The organism is Alteromonas lipotrueae (assembly GCF_019249255.1).
Lineage (GTDB): Bacteria > Pseudomonadota > Gammaproteobacteria > Enterobacterales > Alteromonadaceae > Alteromonas > Alteromonas lipotrueae.
The window spans coordinates 49,829-71,400 of record NZ_JAESDJ010000008.1 but is presented as its reverse complement, the minus strand read 5'-3'; the positions used below and the strand labels follow the sequence as shown (position 1 = coordinate 71,400).

General features: G+C 45.0%; 19 protein-coding genes. 18 read left to right on the top strand and 1 reads right to left on the bottom strand.

The window, feature by feature from the left end:
• The first annotated feature begins 2 nt into the window (after positions 1 to 2).
• The 15 genes from KYS23_RS12525 (at position 3) to KYS23_RS12455 (ending at position 17,806) form a co-directional block, all read left to right on the top strand.
• On the top strand, positions 3 to 1,502 hold the full coding sequence (locus KYS23_RS12525; RefSeq protein WP_218418913.1) for an NAD(P)H-hydrate dehydratase: 1,500 nt from the start codon (positions 3 to 5) through the stop codon (positions 1,500 to 1,502).
• A gap of 75 nt (positions 1,503 to 1,577) precedes the next feature.
• Entirely contained in the window at positions 1,578 to 2,060 is a 483-nt protein-coding gene (gene tsaE, locus KYS23_RS12520; protein ID WP_218418910.1) for a tRNA (adenosine(37)-N6)-threonylcarbamoyltransferase complex ATPase subunit type 1 TsaE, read from the top strand.
• A gap of 65 nt (positions 2,061 to 2,125) precedes the next feature.
• Entirely contained in the window at positions 2,126 to 3,505 is a 1,380-nt protein-coding gene (locus tag KYS23_RS12515; RefSeq protein WP_218396784.1) for an N-acetylmuramoyl-L-alanine amidase, read from the top strand.
• A 35-nt stretch (positions 3,506 to 3,540) separates the two neighbouring features.
• Entirely contained in the window at positions 3,541 to 5,301 is a 1,761-nt protein-coding gene (gene mutL, locus KYS23_RS12510; RefSeq protein ID WP_218396782.1) for a DNA mismatch repair endonuclease MutL, read from the top strand.
• Positions 5,294 to 6,250, top strand: coding sequence for a tRNA (adenosine(37)-N6)-dimethylallyltransferase MiaA (miaA, locus tag KYS23_RS12505; RefSeq protein ID WP_159533727.1), 957 nt, complete (start codon positions 5,294 to 5,296; stop codon positions 6,248 to 6,250). The genes mutL and miaA overlap by 8 nt, the downstream gene beginning before the upstream one ends.
• Positions 6,251 to 6,327: 77 nt before the next feature.
• Entirely contained in the window at positions 6,328 to 6,579 is a 252-nt protein-coding gene (gene hfq, locus KYS23_RS12500; protein WP_013786373.1) for an RNA chaperone Hfq, read from the top strand.
• A gap of 17 nt (positions 6,580 to 6,596) precedes the next feature.
• Positions 6,597 to 7,886, top strand: coding sequence for a ribosome rescue GTPase HflX (hflX, locus tag KYS23_RS12495; RefSeq protein ID WP_057795589.1), 1,290 nt, complete (start codon positions 6,597 to 6,599; stop codon positions 7,884 to 7,886).
• A gap of 71 nt (positions 7,887 to 7,957) precedes the next feature.
• Entirely contained in the window at positions 7,958 to 9,109 is a 1,152-nt protein-coding gene (gene hflK, locus KYS23_RS12490; RefSeq protein WP_159533725.1) for an FtsH protease activity modulator HflK, read from the top strand.
• 5 nt (positions 9,110 to 9,114) lie between these two features.
• Positions 9,115 to 9,996: a protease modulator HflC gene (gene hflC, locus KYS23_RS12485; RefSeq protein WP_013786370.1), complete on the top strand. Its 882-nt coding sequence runs from the start codon at positions 9,115 to 9,117 to the stop codon at positions 9,994 to 9,996.
• Positions 9,997 to 10,283: 287 nt separating this feature from the next.
• Positions 10,284 to 11,885 carry an AbgT family transporter gene (locus KYS23_RS12480; protein ID WP_220100310.1) on the top strand — a complete coding sequence of 534 codons (1,602 nt, stop codon included), beginning with the start codon at positions 10,284 to 10,286 and terminating at the stop codon, positions 11,883 to 11,885.
• A gap of 157 nt (positions 11,886 to 12,042) precedes the next feature.
• A complete protein-coding gene (hemH, locus tag KYS23_RS12475; RefSeq protein ID WP_159533723.1) occupies positions 12,043 to 13,122 on the top strand; it encodes a ferrochelatase in 1,080 nt (359 codons plus the stop codon).
• A gap of 36 nt (positions 13,123 to 13,158) precedes the next feature.
• Positions 13,159 to 13,572, top strand: coding sequence for a DUF4112 domain-containing protein (locus tag KYS23_RS12470; protein ID WP_159533721.1), 414 nt, complete (start codon positions 13,159 to 13,161; stop codon positions 13,570 to 13,572).
• Between the two features lie 95 nt (positions 13,573 to 13,667).
• Positions 13,668 to 14,546, top strand: a complete 879-nt coding sequence (locus KYS23_RS12465; RefSeq protein ID WP_159533719.1) for a dioxygenase family protein — start codon at positions 13,668 to 13,670, stop codon at positions 14,544 to 14,546.
• A 179-nt stretch (positions 14,547 to 14,725) separates the two neighbouring features.
• Positions 14,726 to 16,366, top strand: a complete 1,641-nt coding sequence (locus tag KYS23_RS12460) for an acetolactate synthase large subunit (protein WP_159533717.1) — start codon at positions 14,726 to 14,728, stop codon at positions 16,364 to 16,366.
• A gap of 9 nt (positions 16,367 to 16,375) precedes the next feature.
• Positions 16,376 to 17,806, top strand: coding sequence for an aldehyde dehydrogenase family protein (locus KYS23_RS12455; RefSeq protein WP_218418901.1), 1,431 nt, complete (start codon positions 16,376 to 16,378; stop codon positions 17,804 to 17,806).
• Positions 17,807 to 17,863: 57 nt separating this feature from the next.
• Here the strand turns inward: KYS23_RS12455 and KYS23_RS12450 are convergent, their stop codons facing one another.
• Entirely contained in the window at positions 17,864 to 18,223 is a 360-nt protein-coding gene (locus tag KYS23_RS12450) for a DUF2237 family protein (RefSeq protein WP_159533713.1), read from the bottom strand.
• Between the two features lie 167 nt (positions 18,224 to 18,390).
• Here KYS23_RS12450 and ubiG point away from each other — a divergent pair, with 167 nt between their 5' ends.
• The 3 genes from ubiG to KYS23_RS12435 all read left to right on the top strand — a co-directional run bounded on the left by ubiG (position 18,391) and on the right by KYS23_RS12435 (position 21,501).
• Entirely contained in the window at positions 18,391 to 19,203 is an 813-nt protein-coding gene (ubiG, locus tag KYS23_RS12445; RefSeq protein WP_159533711.1) for a bifunctional 2-polyprenyl-6-hydroxyphenol methylase/3-demethylubiquinol 3-O-methyltransferase UbiG, read from the top strand.
• Positions 19,204 to 19,549: 346 nt separating this feature from the next.
• Positions 19,550 to 20,491 carry an esterase/lipase family protein gene (locus tag KYS23_RS12440; RefSeq protein ID WP_420838758.1) on the top strand — a complete coding sequence of 314 codons (942 nt, stop codon included), beginning with the start codon at positions 19,550 to 19,552 and terminating at the stop codon, positions 20,489 to 20,491.
• Positions 20,491 to 21,501: a lipase chaperone family protein gene (locus KYS23_RS12435; RefSeq protein ID WP_159533709.1), complete on the top strand. Its 1,011-nt coding sequence runs from the start codon at positions 20,491 to 20,493 to the stop codon at positions 21,499 to 21,501. The genes KYS23_RS12440 and KYS23_RS12435 overlap by 1 nt, the downstream gene beginning before the upstream one ends.
• Positions 21,502 to 21,572: the final 71 nt, after the last annotated feature.

Genomic DNA, 21,572 nt, shown 5'->3' with positions numbered 1-21,572 from the left:
TTATGCTAGATACTCAACTCACCTCAAGTTTATCATACAAACTGTTTCGGGCCGATCAGGTCAGAGAAAATGAAGCCGAAGCGGCTGCTCAGTCTGGCTGTGATATGTTCACGTTAATGCAACGCGCCGGTGGTGCGGTATTTGAACAATGCCAAAGCTTATTCGCAAATTCTGACGTGTATTTAGTCTTACTAGGTCAAGGTAACAATGCTGGCGACGGTTACATTACCGCACAAAAGGCGAAAAAAGCGGGTAAAAAAGTACATGTATGCGCCATTGAGCCTGATCGTGTTTTGGAAGGCGATGCGGGCAAAGCACAGCAGCAATGGATAGATGCTGGCGGAAATATAAAACCTTTCGATGATTCCTTGATTGAAAAAGCAGACGTGGTAATCGATGCACTATTAGGTACGGGAATTAACAGCTACATTCGCAATGAATTCGCCGACGTTATCGATGCTATCAACGAATCATCAACTCCTGTGGTAAGTATCGACGTACCATCAGGATTAGACGCGAACACAGGTCAAAGTTTAGGGCGCTGTGTGCAAGCTGATGTCACTGTCACCTTTGTGGGAATAAAGCCTGGTTTGGTCACAGGGGCTGGTAAACAGTCTTGCGGAAAGCTGGTGTACGCTGATTTAGGCATAGGTAAAGCTTTTCAAACTTTAGCGAAAGCCAGTGCAACCTTATTGAATATTGAGCATTTCAAGGGCATGGGGCCTCGCGATGTTCACAGCCATAAAGGTACCTATGGCAGGTTGCTGTGTGTGGGCGGAAATCGCGGAACGGCGGGCGCTATTAGGCTGGCTGGAGAGGCAGCCCTTAGAAGTGGTGCCGGTATGGTACGAGTTTATACCCATGAGGCCTCTACTATCCAAGTAAGCGCAGGTCGCCCTGAATTGATGGTGACATCAAGCCATTTAGATGAGGCCCTAGCGTGGGCGTCATGCGTAGTGATAGGTCCTGGGCTTGGTCAAGATGAATGGTCACAAAGTGTATTCGCTGCTGTACTCAAACACTGTCAAAGTGAGAATAAACCTATTGTCATCGATGCTGACGCGCTAAACCTTTTATGCAAACAGTCAACCGCATTCACACTAGAACACTGCGTGCTGACCCCTCACGCGGGAGAGGCAAGTCGACTGCTGGGTGTGTCGGTTGAAGATGTAGAAAGTGACCGTTTTAATTACGCCAGACAATGTTCACAGCGCTACCATGCGGTATGTGTTTTAAAAGGGGCTGGTACGCTTATCGACAACGAAAAGAAAACATGGGTTTGCCGCCATGGTAACCCTGGCATGGCAACGGCGGGCAGCGGTGATGTACTAAGCGGCATATTAGGGGCGCTTATGGCACAAGGCCTTAGTGTTGATATTGCCGCTAAGTACGGCGTGGTGCTCCATGCTAAAGCGGGCGATGATATTGCCCAGCTTTATGGACAACGTGGTATGATAGCCAGTGATCTATTTGATGCAGTACGTGCATTAATTAATCAGTAAATCTGTTGGCATAGGCTGGTTTGGGCTTAATGCCGATATCAGCCTTTTAGTTTGATTATGTGGAACGTTAAAAAGATGTCTTACCCACACTCTTCATTTTTTGCTGCAACGCCTGAAGATACGTCAGCAATGGCAAATGATCTGGCGAATGCTGTAGCGGCTCAACAGCCAATAGATGCCATTATATTTTTAAACGGTGACTTGGGCGCAGGAAAGACCACCTTCAGCCGGTATTTCATTCAAGCACTAGGGCATGACGGAAATGTAAAAAGTCCGACGTATACCTTGGTGGAACCTTACGAATTAGAAAATGTCTCAATATATCATTTCGACCTGTATCGTTTATCCGACCCAGAAGAGCTTGAGTTCATGGGGATTCGAGATTATTTCGGCACAGGAAACATTGCCCTTATAGAATGGTCAGAAAATGGCGCTGAATACTTGGCATCGCCAGATATAGTGATTAGTATAAATATTGTGCCAACTGGTCGTCAGTTCAGTGTTGAAGCGACAAGCGTGAAAGGCGCAAAGATATTGCAAGGTTGTAAAACGCTATAAATAGTGAGCTGTGATAAACAATAACGACTATAAGCTTGTGGCAACAAGCAAAATAAAGGCGAAGCATGGTACGTAAAATTCTATCGGTTATGTGCATTTGGGTTGTAGTGCAAACTGTCCATGCAGCCCAAAATCAAATTGATGGGCTAAGAATTTGGCCATCGCCAGACAACACGCGAATTGTTCTCGATATGTCGTCTGCGCCTGAATTCACCTACTTCCCCCTTAAAAACCCACATCGCTTAGTTATCGATTTATCGAATACGAGTGATAGCAAGGTGTTATCGCTTCAATCTGAGTCTGGCGATTTAGTGCGCAAGGTACGCTATTCAACACCGAAAAATAAACATTCTGCGCGGGTAGTAATTGAGTTAAACCGTGCGGCGTCGCCGTCTTTGTTTGCCATGACGCCCACTAAACCCTACGGGCATAGGCTAGTCATTGATTTGAAAGACAGTGGTGCGCCAGCTGCGAGTTCAAGCAGTTCAAATACTTCCGCATCTAGCAAGTCACCGTCAAATAGCTCAACCTCCTCTGTCGTAATGGATGGCTCGAGTAGCCATCGAAATCGGGATATTATTGTGGCCATCGATGCGGGCCATGGCGGTGAGGACCCTGGTTCCATAGGGCCTGCCGGAACGTATGAAAAGCACATTACGCTAAGCATCGCCAAAAAACTTGAAGCCATGATTAATGGGGAGCGTGGTATGCGGGCCATAATGACTCGCAGTGGTGATTACTACGTATCGCCGAACAAACGTCCTGAGCTGGCTCGCAAGAAAAAAGCCGATTTATTGATATCTATTCACGCCGACGCATTTAGCCAACCACAACCCAAAGGTGGGTCTGTGTGGGTATTATCGATGCGCCGCGCTGATACAGAACTAGGTCGCTGGCTAGAAAAATCAGAGCGTCACTCTGAATTACTGGGTGGTGCCGCAGAAGTGATCAGCGACAAATCGAGTGAGCGTTATTTAGCGGAAACTATTCTTGGGCTGTCGATGGACCACAGTATGGCAACCAGCCATGATTTGGGCAACAAAGTGATTGAGGAAATGAAGCAGGTGACTTCTCTGCACAAGCGTTCACCTCAAGCGGCCAGCTTTGCTGTGCTTACAGCGCCAGATATTCCATCAATTTTGGTTGAAGTAGGGTTCATTTCTAACCCGCAAGAAGAGAAAAACCTTAACTGGGGTAAACATAGGGAAAAACTGGCGAAAGCCATGTTTACCGCAGCAAAACGCTATTTCAAACAAGTCCCCCCAGATGGTACATTATGGGCACTGGAACGTGCTGATAGTCGAACCCATACGGTAAGAAGTGGAGAGTCGCTTTCGCTTCTTGCTCAGCGCTACAATGTGAATGTTAGCCGCTTAAAAGCTGCCAATAATTTAAATAGTGATGTGGTGAGAATAGGGCAAATACTAACTATTCCAAGAACCTAGCATCACGTTAATCAATTTCTACCTACGAGTGTCTTTTGTCTATACAATTATTATCGCCACAATTGGCCAACCAGATTGCCGCAGGGGAAGTGGTTGAACGCCCTGCGTCAGTGGTTAAAGAGTTACTAGAAAATAGCCTAGATGCAGGCGCCGATAGAATTGAAATAGATATTGAGAAAGGTGGCCATAAACGCATTCGTCTTAAAGATAACGGCGGAGGCATTGCCAAAGATGAGTTGCAGCTTGCGCTTAGCCGTCACGCTACCAGTAAAATTTCAACATTAGATGATTTAGAGCGCATCTTATCATTAGGCTTTCGGGGCGAGGCCCTTGCTAGTATAAGTTCAGTTAGCCGTTTAACGTTAACCTCAAAAACCGAATCACAAAGCGAAGCGTGGCAAGCCTACTGTGAAGGCCGGGAAATGGCGGTTAATGTTCAGCCAGCCGCACACCCAAAAGGGACCACCATTGATGTGGCTGACCTTTTTTACAATACGCCGGCTAGGCGCAAGTTTCTGCGCGCCGAAAAAACGGAGTTTCAACATATTGAAGATGTGGTGAAGCGCATTGCCCTTAGTTATCCCCATGCTAGTTTTATTCTGAAACACAACGGTAAGACGACTAAGCGCTATATTGCCGATAAACACGGCTCACTTGCCCCTCGTATTGCCGCTGTAGTAGGGCAAAAGTTTATTGATAACGCAGTGCATATCAATGTGGAATACGAAGGAATTACCATGAATGCGTGGCTAGGCAGCGAAGTAATGCTGCGTAGCAGTAACGATTGCCAGTTTAGCTTCGTAAACGGGCGCGGTATGCGAGATAAGTTAATTATGCACGCTATTAGGCAAGCTTACGAAAGTGTGTGGGGTGTACTAGAGCAGCCTTCATTTGTTGTTTATCTAACACTGGATCCAAAAGACGTGGACGTGAACGTACACCCGGCAAAGCATGAAGTTCGCTTTCAGCAAGGGCGCTTGGTACATGATTTTATTTGTAAGACAGTGTGTGATGCATTGCACTCAATTACTAATGAGCGTGAAACTCACCATCATGGTGAAGCTGAAAGCTGTGATGAACCTGTGAGATTTAATCCACCGCAACAAAGTCATGACTATATACGTCCTTTAAGTCATTCTCCGGCCTCGTCATCGCAATCAGGGGGGAGGGCCTCAGGTGGCAACGCTTTATCGGGGCATAGGCAATCGAAAGCACCAACTGCAGCTTATCAATCTAACTTTAATCGATTAATGACGCCAAATAGCGACACGCCAGCATCAAGCGGTCGTGAGCAAAGTCAGCATCTTACACTAAACTCATATTGTAGAATTTACGTACATAATGAAAATGTTTACCTGCTGGACGTAAAATCTTTCGCGAACGTGTATTTACAAAATGTATTTGAAACAGCTGAACATTCACAACCTTTGTTAATGCCAGTGGCGCTTGAAGTTGCCCACGTTGAGCCTGAAAAAATTGCGGCACTTAACGCTCTTAACTTTGAAATTAATCAAGTGGCGGGTAAATACCGATTGCAGCAAGTCCCCGCGGGTACTAGGCACTTCCCATGGATACGTTGGTTTGAAAGGCTGTTAGAGAGCGACGTTGTAAATGATGATAAACGCTATCAATTAGTTTCAACTGACGACCAAGATTTAGATGAAATGTTGTGCGAACAATTATGGCACTGGTTGGATGAGAGAAACGACGTGAAACAATGGGAATATATAGAGCGATTTGGTAAAGTGCGCTCCCTAGAGAGCCTGCTTTCATCATGGGGAAATAACCATGGTTGATGGCATAAAATCTGCATCGAACCAGTATCAGTCTCAATTACCTGTTATTTCCATTATGGGGCCAACAGCGTCAGGCAAGACGGGTTTGTCACTGGCGCTAGCTGAAACAATGGACTGTGAAATTATCAGTGTTGATTCAGCATTGGTCTACACTGAAATGGATATAGGAACGGCGAAACCCACGGCTGCCGAGAAATCGTTAGTTCCCCACCACCTTATTGATATTATTGACCCCGCACAAAGTTACTCTGTCTCACAGTTTTGTAACGATGCGATTAGGCTTATAGAAGAAATTCATGGTCGAAATAGGGTACCAATATTGGCGGGGGGAACAATGATGTACTTTAATGCCTTGATAAATGGAATTTCGCCACTACCTAAGTCAGATGAAAAGATTCGCAGTGAAATCGCCAGTGAAGCAGAAGCTTCTGGTTGGCAAAAATTGCACGACGAGCTTTGCCGAGTGGATCCTATTAGTGGTGACAGAATTCACCCTAACGACCCTCAAAGATTGACCAGAGCATTAGAAGTATTTCGTGGAACGGGCAAAACGCTAACAGACTGGCAAAACGAGAAAGGCAGTCCTTGCCCCTACGATATTAGCCAATTTGCTATTGCTCCAAAAGATAGAAGCGTCTTACATGAGCGGATTGCCCAGCGATTCGACATGATGCTAGGCGATGGATTTGAACAAGAGGTTAAGCGACTGTTTGAACGGGGCGATCTTCATGAAGACCTCCCGTCAATTCGTTCGGTTGGCTATAGGCAAATGTGGCAATATTTAGAGGGCCAATTGTCCTATGAGCAAATGCGCGAAAGGGGCATCATTGCAACTAGGCAACTCGCTAAGCGTCAGCTTACGTGGCTTAGAGGGTGGGAAAACCTCACTTGGCTAGACACATTTTGTAAAGATAATTTGACTAAAATTACAGCGAAAGTCACACTCTAATAAGTTGAGTGTGGTATACATTAGACGTGCAGTGGCCGTGAGTAAGGGCCACGAATAATAAAAACTAAGGATATCAAATGGCTAAAGGGCAATCTTTACAAGACCCATTCTTAAATGCATTACGCAAGGAGCGTATTCCAGTATCTATTTATCTGGTAAACGGCATTAAATTACAGGGACAAGTTGAATCATTTGATCAGTTCGTGATTCTACTTAAAAATACAGTAAGCCAAATGGTGTATAAGCACGCTATTTCCACCGTTGTTCCCGCTCGTGCTATTACTATGCCGAGTGCTACAGGAGAATCTGAAAATACTAAAGCTGAATAAATTAAAAGGTAACGCGCTTGTTTGACCGTTATGAAGCCGGTGAACAGGCTGTACTAGTTCATGTTAATTTTACTGATGAAAACAGCAAAGAAGATTTAGCTGAGCTCGAATTGCTTGTGTCTTCTGCGGGTGTAAACGCGGTAGAAGTTATTACAACTTCGCGAAGTGCACCCCAAGCTAAATTCTTTGTGGGTTCGGGTAAAGCGGAAGAAATTGCAGCAGCAGTTAAAGCGCACGACGCTAATGTCGTAATCTTTAACCATAGTTTGTCGCCCTCTCAAGAGCGGAACTTAGAAGCGGTCTGCCAATGTAGAGTGCTAGATAGAACGGGGCTGATCCTCGATATATTTGCGCAAAGAGCAAGAACACATGAAGGTAAGCTTCAAGTTGAACTCGCTCAGCTGCGTCACATCTCTACCCGTCTTATTCGAGGTTGGACTCACTTAGAGCGTCAAAAAGGGGGTATAGGTTTGCGTGGGCCGGGTGAAACCCAGCTTGAAACTGACCGCCGATTACTCCGTGGGCGCATAAAAGCCATTCTTCGTCGTTTAGAAAAAGTACAAAAACAGCGCGAACAAGGACGTAGGTCTAGAAAGCGTGCTGAAATTCCCACAGTATCCTTAGTGGGCTATACCAATGCTGGTAAGTCTACCCTTTTCAATACTATTACCGATGCGCACGTGTATGCGGCAGACCAATTGTTTGCTACGTTAGACCCTACGCTTAGAAAAATAGATTTGAAAGACGTAGGCCCTGCCATTTTAGCCGATACGGTAGGCTTTATTAGGCATCTTCCACATGACCTCGTGGCGGCATTTAAAGCCACGCTTCAAGAAACCCAAGAAGCTGATCTCTTGCTTCATGTGGTGGATATTGCAGACGCGAAATATCGCGAAACCATTGATGAAGTGAACGCGGTATTGGAAGAAATAGACGCCAGCGAGATTCAACAATTACTAATATGTAATAAGATTGATAAACTAGATGACATAAACCCTCGTATTGAAAGAAACGAGGAAGGTGTTCCAACCCGAGTTTGGCTATCAGCACAAACCGGTGAAGGCACCGAATTGCTGGGGCAAGCGTTAACAGAATGCCTGAGCAAAAGTATGGTTAACTACACGCTTAAAATACCCCCAGCACAAAGTAGTCTGCGTGGTGTACTATTTGAATTGAATTGTATATCTAGCGAGGAATACGATAATCAAGGTGATTGGGTGGTAGATGTTCGAATGCCAATGGCAGATTGGAACAGGCTTGAAAAGCGTTTAGAAAACGGAATATCAGAGTATGTTGTGCGACATTAACCGCTGCTAAATTTTAGCACGGCAATGCATGCGAATTTCAAAAATAAAACTGTAATCTATGGAGTATCAGCATGGCTTGGAATGAGCCGGGTGGCAATAATAACGACCCGTGGAAAAATCGCGGCGGACGTGATCAAGGTCCACCCGATTTAGATGATGTATTCAAGAACTTATTCGGTAAGTTCGGAAAGTCTGGCGGCGGTAGCGGTGGCTCGGGTAAGAGCTTGGGCGGTATCGGTGCTGGTATTTTAATTGGCTTGGTAGTGATCATTTGGGCTGTAAGCGGTTTTTACACCATTCGTGAAGCTGAGCGAGGCGTAGTATTACGTTTCGGTGAGTACGCTAAGCAAGTTGAACCTGGATTACGTTGGGCACCAACGTTTATCGACAGAGTTATTCCTGTGGATGTGCAATCTATTCGCGACCAATCATCGTCAGGCTCTATGCTAACGGAAGACGAGAACGTGGTTAGCGTACAGATGGAAATGCAATTTCGCGTTGTAGATCCGTACCGCTGGACGTTTGCTGTCGAAAGCCCGGAAACGAGCTTAAGCCAGTCTTTAGACAGTGCGATTCGCTACGTAGTAGGCCATTCAACAATGGATGATGTGCTTACTGACGGTCGTGAAGTGGCTCGCCAACGTGTTTGGGAAGAGCTTCAAGCTATTATTGAACCTTACAACATGGGGGTGTCGATTATCGACATGAACTTCCGTGATGCACGCCCACCTGAGCAAGTGAAAGATGCATTTGATGATGCAATTTCAGCACAGGAAGATGAACAGCGTTTCATTCGAGAAGCCGAAGCCTACGCACGAGAGATTGAACCTCGCGCTCGTGGTCAAGTTAATCGTATGAACGAAGAAGCGCAGGCATATAAAGAGCGTGTAACGCTTGAAGCGCAGGGTGAAGTTGCTCGCTTTGAAGAGTTGCTACCTCAATACGAGAGAGCACCTGTAGTAACACGTGAACGTATCTACATCGAAACAATGGAAGAGGTATTAAGCAATACCAGCAAAATCCTTGTGGATAGTAAAGGTGGGAACAACATGATGTATCTTCCTTTAGATAAAATCATGGAACGCCAGCAAGGCAGTTCAACACCGCGTTCACGCAGCACCTTAGAAGGCTTACAAATGCCAGTGGCTGACGAAGGTCAAAACAGCCGTAATTCATCATCCACCTCTGGTGTGCGTGGTGACAGCTACAGAGAGGGGAGATAATCATGATGAAGAATTTAGCTATTGCAGTATTAGTACTTCTAGTGGTTCTTGCTTCGGGCTCTTTGTTCGTAGTAACTGAGGGCGAACGTGCCATTGTTATTCAATTTGGTAAAGTTCAACGAGATGATGCTACAGGTGACACAAAAGTATTTGAACCTGGTCTTCATTTCAAATTGCCATTCATTGACTCTGTTCGTCACTTAGACGCACGTGTACAAACGTTGGATGACACACCTGACCGTTTCGTTACCAGTGAAAAGAAAGACTTAATTGTTGATTCATACGTGAAATGGCGCATTGACGACTTTGCCCGTTATTACCTATCAACAGGTGGTAATAAGTTGCAAGCTGAAGCGCTATTGAAGCAAAAAGTGAATAACGGATTACGTTCTGAATTTGGTACTCGTACTATTGCACAGATTGTATCTGGTGAGCGCTCAGCATTAATGAACCAAGCAATGGAGCAGGCTTCAACGTCTTCTGATGAGCTTGGTATCGAAATTGTTGATGTACGTGTTAAGCAAATCAACCTACCTACGGAAGTGAGTAACTCAATCTTCCAACGTATGCGTGCTGAGCGTGCTGCAGTAGCAAGAGAACACCGTTCAGAAGGTCAAGAGCAAGCTGAAGTTATCCGCGCTGATATAGACGCAAAGGTAACGGTAATGCTTGCTGATGCTGAACGTAATGCTCGTCAGCTTAAAGGTGAAGGTGATGCCTTAGCAGCAGAAATTTATGCAGATGTTTATTCTAAAAATGCTGATTTTTACAGCTTCTTAAGAAGTATGGATGCATACAAAGCCAGCTTCAATAATAAGCAAGATGTGATGGTGATCGCGCCTGATAGCGACTTTTTCCGCTACATGAACGCATCTAAAGGTAATTAATACCTAACATCGTTTTTCTGTTAAAAAGCCAGTCTTTAGACTGGCTTTTTTGTGCCTGCTGTAAAGTGCATAATTAATTGAAATTTATAGGTTTTACTGAGTTTTTTCGGCGATTTACAAAGGTTTTAAATTGTTCAATTTACCCACCTACTGCCAAAATTGCTCAAAATACGTTAAAATAAGCGCGAATTTATTATTATAAAACGCAGCATTATTGAACTTCATGGCAGATATCACTGCTGCTTAGTGAGTAATGACTGGGTAATAAAAACGACAGAGGGAATGTTTTGATTCCGGAAAATACAAAAGATAAATTTGCCCAAAATCGGGGCGGACAGGGTGGTTTATTCTCCCGATTCCTCGCCACTGTGGAATTTCTTGGAAATTTGCTACCACACCCCGTGACTTTATTCGCGATGTTAGCCTGCTTTATCGTGGTGTTAAGCGGTATTCTTGGCTATTTCGATTTAGCGGTAGTTGACCCTCGTCCTGAAGGAGCAAAAGGTCGCGAAGCTGATGGCATGATAGAAGTCATCTCATTAATGAGCGCGGAAGGCTTGCAGCGTATTGTTACTGGTTTGGTGACTAACTTTACCGGCTTTGCTCCTCTTGGCACTGTGTTGGTTGCATTGCTTGGTGTGTCGGTTGCTGAGCATTCAGGCTTGTTGTCAGCCACCATGCGTTCATTAGTGATGAATGCTTCAAAGCGCACGGTTACTTTTGCTGTCGTGTTTGCAGGTATTATTTCAAATACCGCCTCAGAGCTTGGCTATGTGGTGTTAATACCGCTTGCCGCTATGATATTTCATTCGTTAGGTCGCCACCCTCTCGCGGGTCTTGCCGCCGCCTTCGCCGGTGTATCCGCAGGTTACAGTGCTAACTTGTTGCTTGGCACGGTAGATCCCTTGCTCTCAGGTATTACCGAAGCCGCTGCTCACATGATTGATCCTGATTATGTCGTAGGGCCAGAAGTTAACTGGTATTTCATGTTTATCAGTACCTTTGTGGTGGCCACTATGGGTGCTTTGGTTACTGAGAAAGTCGTAGAGCCTCGACTCGGTAAGTTCGACGAATCAGAAGCTTCTGTAGATTTAAGTAAGCAATCAATGGATGCGCCTTCTGATATTGAGAAGAAAGGGCTTCGTTGGGCAGGCATCGCCTTTGTAGCGGTATGCGGTATTTTGGCGCTCACTATTGTGCCTGAAAACGGTATTTTGCGTCACCCTGAAACCGGCGCGGTAGCGGGTTCTCCTTTCTTAAAAGGCATAGTTGCCTTTATCTTTGTTTCTTTTGCCGTGCCTGGCTTTGTTTATGGCCGTGTTACAGGCTCGATGAAAAATGATCGTGATGTAATTGATGCCATGGCAAAAAGCATGGGCGCAATGGGGTTGTATATTACCCTGGTCTTCTTTGCTGCGCAGTTTGTGGCTTTCTTTAAATGGACTAACTTGGGCACAGTGTTAGCCGTTAAAGGCGCAGCGCTTCTTCAAGCGGCTGGCCTAGATGGCCCGTCAGTGTTTATTTTATTCATCTTAATGTGTGGTGTGGTTAACTTATCGTTAGGTAGCGCCTCGGCGCAATGGGCAGTAACTGCCCCTATTTTTGTGCCTATGCTGATGTTGATTGGCTATTCACCAGAGGTTATTCAGGCGGCGTATCGTATCGGAGATTCAGTAACGAATGTTATTGCGCCAATGATGAGTTACTTCGGGCTTATTTTAGCCATGGCAGCACGGTATAAGAAGGACCTAGGTATGGGCACCTTGATTGCGATGATGCTGCCTTATTCCATGGTATTTATCGTGGGTTGGACCATACTGTTTTATCTGTGGGTCTTTGTATTAGGTATGCCTGTTGGGCCAGGTGCAGCCACCTACTATCAGCCTTAACTGGTTGAAAATATTAAGACTAAAAAGGTGGCAAAGGCCACCTTTTTTAATCGCTAAATTTAATTGCGCCAATCGTGCTAAATTTGTGGTCTATTCACCCAAAATTGCCGTAAATTCAGTATACTAGTTATATTGTTTTTTCAGTGCGGAATAGTTGATGAAGTTCAAAAGCAATCAGGGTTTTACTCACAGTCAATCAGACAAAATAGGCGTGTTGGTTACCAATTTAGGTACACCTGAAAGCCCCACTGCGGCCGCCTTGCGCCCTTACTTAAAAGAGTTTCTTTCAGACCCACGGGTAGTAGAGATCCCTCGTGCGCTTTGGTGGTTCATTTTAAACCTCATTATATTAAATACTCGCCCTAAGCGTTCAGCTGAAGCTTATAAAACCGTTTGGACGGAAGAAGGTTCACCGTTACTGACTATTACGAAAGCCCAAGCAACGGCAATAGAGGCGCGTTGCAAAGCAGAATATGGCGACGATGTCGTGGTTGATTTTGCTATGCGCTACGGCAACCCTGCTATTAGCGACACCATTGAACGTATGTTGTCGCAAGGTGTAAGAAAGTTAGTGGTATTGCCTTTGTACCCTCAATATAGCGCCTCTACTACGGCGTCTACCTTTGATGCTATTGCGAAAGACTTTACTAAGCGCCGCTGGTTACCAGAACTACGTTTTGTGAATCATTACAACGACAGGCCTGATTATATTAAAGCGTTGGCAAATAAAGTGCGCGCATATTGGGAAGAACATGGAAGAGCTGACAAGCTTATTCTTTCTTATCATGGTATTCCAAAGCGTTACTTGTTGAACGGCGACCCCTATCACTGTGAATGTCATAAGACATCACGCTTGTTAGCAGAAGAACTCGGGCTAACTCATGACGAGTACATGACTACCTTCCAGTCTCGTTTTGGTAAAGCAGAGTGGTTAAAACCCTATACTGACGAAACGATGAAGTCTTTGCCAGGCAATGGGGTGAAATCAATTCAAGTGATGTGCCCAGGTTTTTCTGCAGACTGCTTAGAAACTATTGAAGAGATAGGTGAAGAAAATCGTGAATACTTCATGGAAGCGGGTGGTGAAAAATACGAGTATATTCCTGCGCTGAACAGTGACGAAGAACATATCGATATGCTGTTTGATTTAGTTAAAGAGAATTTACATGGTTGGACTGTGAATAAAGATACTGCACTACGAGCTGGCTTAGCTCGCGCCTTAGGTGCCGATAAATAGCCAGTATTTGTTATTACGTTAATAAGGTAGCTAAACATGGATAGTAAAGCCCCAAAGGCACTGTTAAAAGCACAAAAGTTAGCAAATTTACTTGATACCGCTGTTAAGTTACCGATTATTCCTATTCGGATAGGCCTAGACTCTATCGTTGGCCTTATTCCAGGTGCGGGTGATGCACTAATGCTGCTCGTTTCTTTACGCATTGTGTGGCTGGGGAAATCATTGGGAATGCCCAGTGCATTGGTTGCGCAAATGGTAAAGAATTCCGCTATCGATTTTGGCTTAGGCTTTGTTCCCTTCATTGGCGATATCGTTGACGTATTTTATAAAGCAAACCAAAAGAACGTACGCTTAATGGAAAAGTGGTGGATAAGCGAAAATAAAGCCGATGTAGATAGTGCAACCCAAAAGAAGCTGGCGAAGTGGAGCGCCGCGCTAGATAAAGAATAACTTTTCGACTGTAAAGGTAGAGTAAAGAATAAAACTTTATCTGAGATTTTGAATCAAGATTATGCAATCGATGGTTCAACATTCTCAGGTGGGTTATGACAAAAATAGACAATGTCTTGCTGGTAAATCGGCGAACAATAATAAAGGCGGTAGCAGGTGTTTCTGCCATTCCCTTAGTATTTTCGTTTATGGGATGTGGCGGTTCAAGTTCTGATTCGTCTTCAAATCTCAATACGGGTACCTCCGACGATACGTCTGATGATGTATCGGACGATATCGCTGATACGACAGATGGTTGGGCTTCTGGCGGAACGTCCTCAATGACCGACGACTTTCCTGATGATTCGCTTTTTGACGACACTTCCGCCTGCTCGATTACTCTTACTCAGGCGCTAACAGAAGGTCCATGTTATTTTCAAAGTGAATACTTAGACGATATTTCAGATGAGCAAACTGGCCTGCCAATGATGCTTTGTTTACAACTGGTAGACGAAAGCTGTGCCCCGTTATCAGGATATGAAATTGAAGTATGGCATTGCGATGTAGATGGGATTTATTCTGGCGATACCAGCAGTAGTGCAGATAGCAGCAATTTTAATACCTCATTTTGCACAGGAAACGATAGCGACGCTTTACAGTCACAGTGGTTTAGAGGTATCGCCGTTACCGATGCGAGCGGGCGTATTAATCTTAAAAGTTGCTTCCCTGGTTGGTATAGCAGTCGCGCTATTCATATTCACTTTAGAATAAAGCAAAATAATAGCGATGAACTTATCTCTCAATTTGGTTTCTCAGATACGTTTGTGCAAGACATTTGCGTCAATCACACTGATTACGAACATCGAGGCGCGCCTGATACCTTGCTTGGAAGCGACACTGTGTTTAGCAGTGATTCCGACAGTTATTTATTCAATACCGCACAAAACAGCGATGGCTCTCTGCTGGCCTATAAACGAATTATGCTGAGCGCTTAGCATTATTGAATAGGCTTCATGGCATTAACTGGCTATGAAGCCTAGATCAGCGTTTAAATTAAGTAATTATCCTAGATTCATAAATACCACACTAATCGTTATCTATACTCATTGCGTAGCAACCTTTACTAATACGTGTTTGCCACGTAAAAATTAACGGAAAATGGAGTGTAGGATTAATGAAAGCGTCTGACCTTTTCGTAAAAGCGTTGGAAGCTGAAGGTGTAGAGTACATCTTTGGTATTCCTGGCGAAGAAAACCTCGACTTGCTTGAGTCGTTAAGAACCTCCTCAATTAAACTCGTACTCACCCGCCATGAACAAGGCGCGGGCTTTATGGCCGCCACTTACGGTAGATTAACCGGTAAAGTGGGTGTGTGCTTATCTACTTTAGGGCCCGGTGCCACAAACCTCGTTACTCCAGCCGCGTATGCACAGCTTGGCGCTATGCCCATGTTAATGATCACGGGGCAAAAGCCAATTAAAACCAGTAAACAAGGCCGATTTCAGGTTATCGATATTGTCGACATGATGCGCCCCATTACTAAATTTACTACGCAAGTGGTCAGCGGTGACCGTATTCCCTCGGTAGTACGCGAAGCATTTCGGTTAGCATCGGAAGAGCGCCCTGGTGCTGTCCATATAGAGCTTCCGGAAGATGTTGCTGATGAGCACACCTCAGTACCATTGTTAACGCCTAGTACATCAAGACGCCCCATCGCCGAATACAAAGCAATTTCATCAGCCATTTCAATGATTGAAGAAGCTACCTCTCCGTTGTTGTTAATTGGAGCGGGGGCAAATAGGAAATTAACCGCAAAAATGCTGCGCGAGTTTGTCGATAAAACGTGTATACCGTTCGTGACTACGCAAATGGGTAAAGGGGTGCTAAATGAAAGTGACCCTAGATTCGCTGGAAATACGGCATTATCTGATCATGACTTTGTGCACAGAGCGATAGAGAGAGCCGACCTTATCATTAATGTTGGCCATGACGTGGTGGAAAAGCCGCCATTCTTTATGCATGACAATGGCAAGAAAGTGATTCATATGAACTTCGAGTCAGCCGCCGTGGACCCTGTGTATTTTCCACAGCTTGAGGTAGTGGGGGATATTGCCAATAGCATTTGGCAAATTAAAGAAGGAATTACACCGCAAAGTGACTGGAAGCTCGACTTTTACAAAGACGTGCACGATGCCTATGAAAGACACAGAGCGGAAGCAGAAAACGATAATCGATTCCCCATTCTGCCGGAACGCTTTGTGCGTGACATCAGGAAGGTCATGCCAGATGATGGCATAGTGACCCTAGACAACGGTGTGTACAAAATCTGGTTTGCTCGCAATTACCCCGCGTACCACCCCAATACCTTGTTGCTAGATAATGCGTTAGCATCAATGGGCGCTGGTTTACCGTCGGCAATAGCAGCAAAGCTGGTGAAGCCTGATGTGCCTGTTATGAGCGTATGCGGCGATGGCGGCTTCATGATGAACAGCCAAGAAATAGAAACCGCGGTTCGTCTTAAGCTTGACCTAGTTGTGATCATCCTGCGTGACGATGCGTACGGAATGATTAAGTGGAAACAAGCTAATATGCAGTTTGATGAATTTGGTTTGGATTACGGCAATCCGGATTTTGTGAAGTATGCAAAAAGTTACGGTGCTCATGGTTGGCGTGTAGACAGCACAGAATTGCTCATTCCTATGGTGGAGAGTTGTTTAAGGACACCAGGTGTTCACGTTATTGATTGCCCCGTAGACTACAGCATGAACGATAAAACACTGAACCAGACGATTGCCGAGTTAAGCGCGAAATTATAAGGAGTGATCATGTTAAAAGGCAGCTATCCCTATTACCTTGCAAGCGAACCTTGTTTTGCAAATACCGATTTAGACGTAACCAATAAATACACAGGCGAAGTGGCCACAAAAGTGGCATTAGCCGATGCACAAGTCATTGATAAGGCCATTGAGGCTGCCGAAAAAGCACAGCCTGCAATGACGGCATTGGCGCCCTACGAGCGCCAAGCGATATTAGAACATTGCGTTAAGCGATTCACTGAACGTGCGGATGAACTAGGTAAAGCTCTGTGTATTGAAGCAGGTAAGCCGATTAAGGATGCTAAAGGCGAGGTCAGTCGGCTAATTGATACTTTTAAAATAGCCGCTGAGGAATCGGTGAGAATTAACGGGGAAGTGGTTAATTTAGAAATCTCTGCCCGCGCCAAAGGCTACCAAGGTATGACGAAGAAAGTGCCTATTGGCCCTTGTTCGTTTATCTCTCCGTTTAACTTTCCGCTGAACCTAGCCGCGCACAAAGTGGCGCCGGCTATTGCTGCTGGGTGTACGTTTGTGCTTAAGCCCGCTTCTCGCACCCCCATTGGTGCATTGATTATTGGCGAAGTGTTAGCCGAGTGCGAGTTGATGCCCAAAGGGGCATTTTCAATTCTTCCTTGTAGCCGCGATGGTGCCGATTTATTTACGACCGATGAGCGATTGAAGCTACTTAGTTTTACGGGTTCACCTGATGTAGGTTGGGCGCTAAAAGCGAAAGCAGGCAAGAAGCCTGTGGTGTTGGAACTTGGTGGTAACGCCGCTTGTATAGTAGATGAAGATGCTAACATAAGTGATGCTATCGACCGAATTATCATTGGGGCCTATTACCAGTCTGGTCAAAGCTGTATTTCTGTGCAGCGCTTATTGGTGCATTCTTCAATCTACGATGAATTTAAGTCTCGCTATGTAGAACGGGTTGAAGGCTTAGTGTCTGGCGATCCTAGCGATGAAGATACTTTCATTGGCCCCATGATTTCAGAAGGTGAGGCCAAGCGTTTGGAAGGTTGGGTTAATGACGCGAAAGAAGCTGGCGCAAGTTTGCTATGCGGCGGTGAAAGAGACGGTGCCATGCTGCAAGCGACAGTCATGGAGAACGTGCCAAAAGGCTGTGATGCCAACGCTGAAGAAGCGTTTGGTCCGTTATCTATTTTGCAGCCGTTCGACGATTACGACAGTGCCTTAGAGGAAGTGAATAACAGTCGATATGGGCTACAAGCGGGTATTTTTACTCGTGATATCTATAAAGCCCATAAAGCTTGGAACGTGCTTGAAGTGGGTGGAGTAGTAATAGGTGATGTTCCCAGCTGGCGTGTAGATAATATGCCTTATGGCGGTGTAAAAGATTCAGGTCTTGGCCGCGAAGGTATTCGCTATGCCATAGAAGACATGACAGAAACACGCCTAATGGTTATTCGAACGCCCTAGGCTTTAATAGGCAACATAGTTAATAAGCGGGCGCTTCTGATGGCAGCCCCCGCTTTTTTACTCCGCTGCAAAGGCTTCAAGGGTGGTTAGAGGAATAATATCAAGCGCACGCTCGTGGGTTGCTTCTAATCTAACTTTGGGCGCAACCCCCGCTTCATAAGCCTGTAACCATCTGGCGGCGCACAAGCACCATCTATCGCCGGGAAGTAAGCCTGCAAAGTCCATACTGGGCCAAGGCGTGATCAAGTCATTGCCTTGGCGGAGGGAAAATTGTAAAAATTCATTGGTAACTACCGCACACACACTGTGGTTACCCACATCTGCATCGGGCACATAGCAAAAGCCTTCTCTGGTGTAACCTGTGTTACCGCAACACAGTTGTAGTGGTCGTCCATAGACATTTTTAGCATTAGCCAAAACGAATACCTCTTTTTGCGCGTATAAGCATTGATTGTATACCTATTTCTAGTAAAACTCAGGCACCTGCAAGGCGGTGCTTGCACAATGCCCCAAGTGTTCTAGTTACGGGAACCTAGCGTAGATAGATTTGAATGACTTCCTATTTTGTAAACTGGTGTTAGTGCATGTTAGATAAAAGCCAAAAATCAGCGCCCATTAATTTTTCTCAGCAGGAAATTGACCGCTTTGATGCGCTAGCAGAAAGCTGGTGGGATCCCAATGGAAATTACAAAACCGCGTTAGATTTTAATCGTGCACGGCTATCTGTGATTGAGTCTCAAATAACCAGTCACTTTTTACAAAGTGGGCAAGCGCAGGGCTTTTCTCAAAATGCGTCTACAGCAAATTCCCAAACGAATTCCATTGATAAAACAAAGCCTTTCACAGGGCTTTCAATCGTAGATATTGGATGTGGTGGTGGGCTCATCAGTGAACCGCTTGCATTAAAGGGGGCGGATGTCACAGGCATAGATGCAAGCGCCATGAGTATTGAAGTGGCGAAACGGCACGCGAAGCGAAGCAATGTGAAGGTTAACTACATACATGGGCTTTCGTCCGACTTAGTAAGTCAAGATCGCCAATTTGATATAGTAGTTAATGCGGAAGTTGTTGAACATGTGCCTGACCAAGCGCAATTAGTACAAGAGTGTGCAAGCCTAGTGAAGCCAGGCGGATTATTGGTGCTTGCCACGTTAAATAGAACCATTAAAAGTTTTATTATTGCGATTGTAGGCGCTGAATATGTCATGCGATATTTACCCATTGGTACTCACGACTGGCAAAAATTTGTTAAACCCACTGAACTCAACCAATGGGTAGGTAAAGAGTTTACGCTTAGTCATGAGACCGGCATGGCATTAAATCCACTCACCAATGTATGGAAACTTACGCCTAGCCTCAGTGTAAATTATCTCCAAGTTTACCTTCGTACGTTATAAACCCAATAGTAGGTACATTGCCCTCTCGTCGTAGGCCTATTTAAATGCGACCTATTATAAATGTGGCCGCTACTTACTATTTACTTTCGTCAGCTATTCACTCTCGCTATTTTCTTTATTCGCGCATTAAATAGTATGAGGGCGCATACCCTTTCAGAGGACTAGCCCTCTGAATATAAAGTGTTTTACATTTATGCTCCTCGATAACCAAGCTCGCCACTAAAACCTTAAACCAAATCAGCTGAGCATGACTCTCTCATTTTCCTTGTTATTTACATTAATTTAACATAGAAATAACACAGGTCTGGCCTCAGACCACTAATGTTTATAATTCAAGGAACATGCAATGAAACTAAGAACGAAAATAACAACGCTCATGCTGTTTTTGCTTGTCGCAGTATTGCCATCTCAATCTTGGGCAGGCAACTATGCTAAAACACAATACCCTATTGTACTGGTTCACGGTCTCTTCGGCTTTGATGACATCTTGTTTGTAGATTACTTTTACAAGGTGCCTCAAAAACTATCTCGAAACGGCGCAGTAGTTTATATCGCAGAAGTGTCTCCTTCTAATTCAACCGAAGTGAGGGGAGAGCAGTTGCTCAACTATATTGACGATGTACTTGCACTTTCTGGCGCCCAGAAAGTTAACCTAATTGGCCATAGCCATGGGGGCCCAACAGCAAGGTATGCCGCGAGCGTAGCACCAAGTAAAGTGGCGTCAGTGACATCGGTAGCTGGTGTGAACTGGGGAAGCGCTGTGGCAGATGTATTAAAAAGTGGTCTTACGGAAGGGTCTGTACAAGAAGGTACGGTGGGGTTGATCACCGACGCTTTTGCTAATCTTATCGAACTTGCATCGGGTTCAGATCCTCGAGATAAACCCACAGATTCTGTGGCGGCACTAACCTCGCTATCCACCTCTGGTTCAGTGGCCTTCAACGCTCGTTACCCCGAAGGCATGCCCTCGGCCTACTGCCGCAATGACGGCAAACAGGTAGGCGAGAATGGTGTTTACTATTATTCTTGGAGTGGTGGTAGAACTTACACAAATGCGCTGGACGTGGTTGACCCTTTTCTTGCCATCACTGGATTAGCATTTGGTGAAACCAATGATGGGTTAGTGTCTTCGTGCAGTTCTCATTTAGGTAAAGTGCTTAAAGATAACTACAAGATGAACCACCTAGATGAAGTTAACCAAAGCTTTGGCATCACCCATTGGTTTGAAACGAATCCAGTGGATGTATTTGTTGACCAAGCCAACCGTTTGAAAAACCAAGGCTTATAATGAGCAGGTGGGTATTAATGGGAGGGGGCGTTGCCCTCTTTTTCGTACTCGTAGTTATTATTTCAATAAGCGAGAGTCAGAATGTTGGTGATGGGGAGATACGTGAAAATCGCCAACTTTCAACGTCAGCATTACCCAATAAAGAAGCGACAGAAACTGAAATTAAAAAAGCGCTTCAGCCAGTCAAGAAACTCAATGACCACGGCTCAAAATTGCCAGTATTCACCTTATATTTTGGTGTAAAAGACAATTTCGATCGCTTTATTTTTGCTAATAAAGGTGCTTCAGATAGCGAGGTTACTGAACGGTTTGCTGTAAATGCTAATAATATGTATGAGATTAGGTCGGCCATATACGCCGCTGATGTATTCACCCGATATGTTGAATATAAAGTGGCATTGGCAACTACCGATGCCGAAATCGAAAAGGTGCTCACTGTATCAAAAGAGAGCACCGTCACCGATGTTACTTATGCTGGTATTTCGTTAAGTGACGTTGAACAAAAGCTAGCAACGAGAGACAAGCTGCGACTTAGTTACTTTTCTCAACAAGAGTATGAGTACTTGTTTTCTGCCGATACGGCCATTGACGCAAGGGCTCTTGCCCGTCTTGCTATTGCTAACGATCGGGGCCTCTCGAGGGAGCAAAAACGCAATGAAATCTTTGGTCAATTAAACGCATTAGATAAGCAAGCAAAAGCGGCATTTCAACCTACCTTAAACATGGAGAAAATTAATCAACTTAAGCAAAAACTTGTAGATTCAGAGTCTCGTTACCACGCCATTGCAGCTGAATTTGGCCATCAGACAGCCGAGCGGTTTTCGGCATTATGGGAGGCGCAAGCACTATGGCAACAACGCGTAGATGCCTACCGCAAATATCAGCAACTCATAAGCGCTAGCGGAATGAAAGAGGATGCACGGCAAGATGCCTTGTCAACGTACAGGCACACTCACTTCTCGAAGACCGAACAAAAGCGGCTGCGAGTGTTAATCGACGCAAATCCGTGAACAGGTATAACCATTCAAACTTTTAATAGTTGTACCCTAATGGAATATGATTTGAACCCATGCGCAAGCAG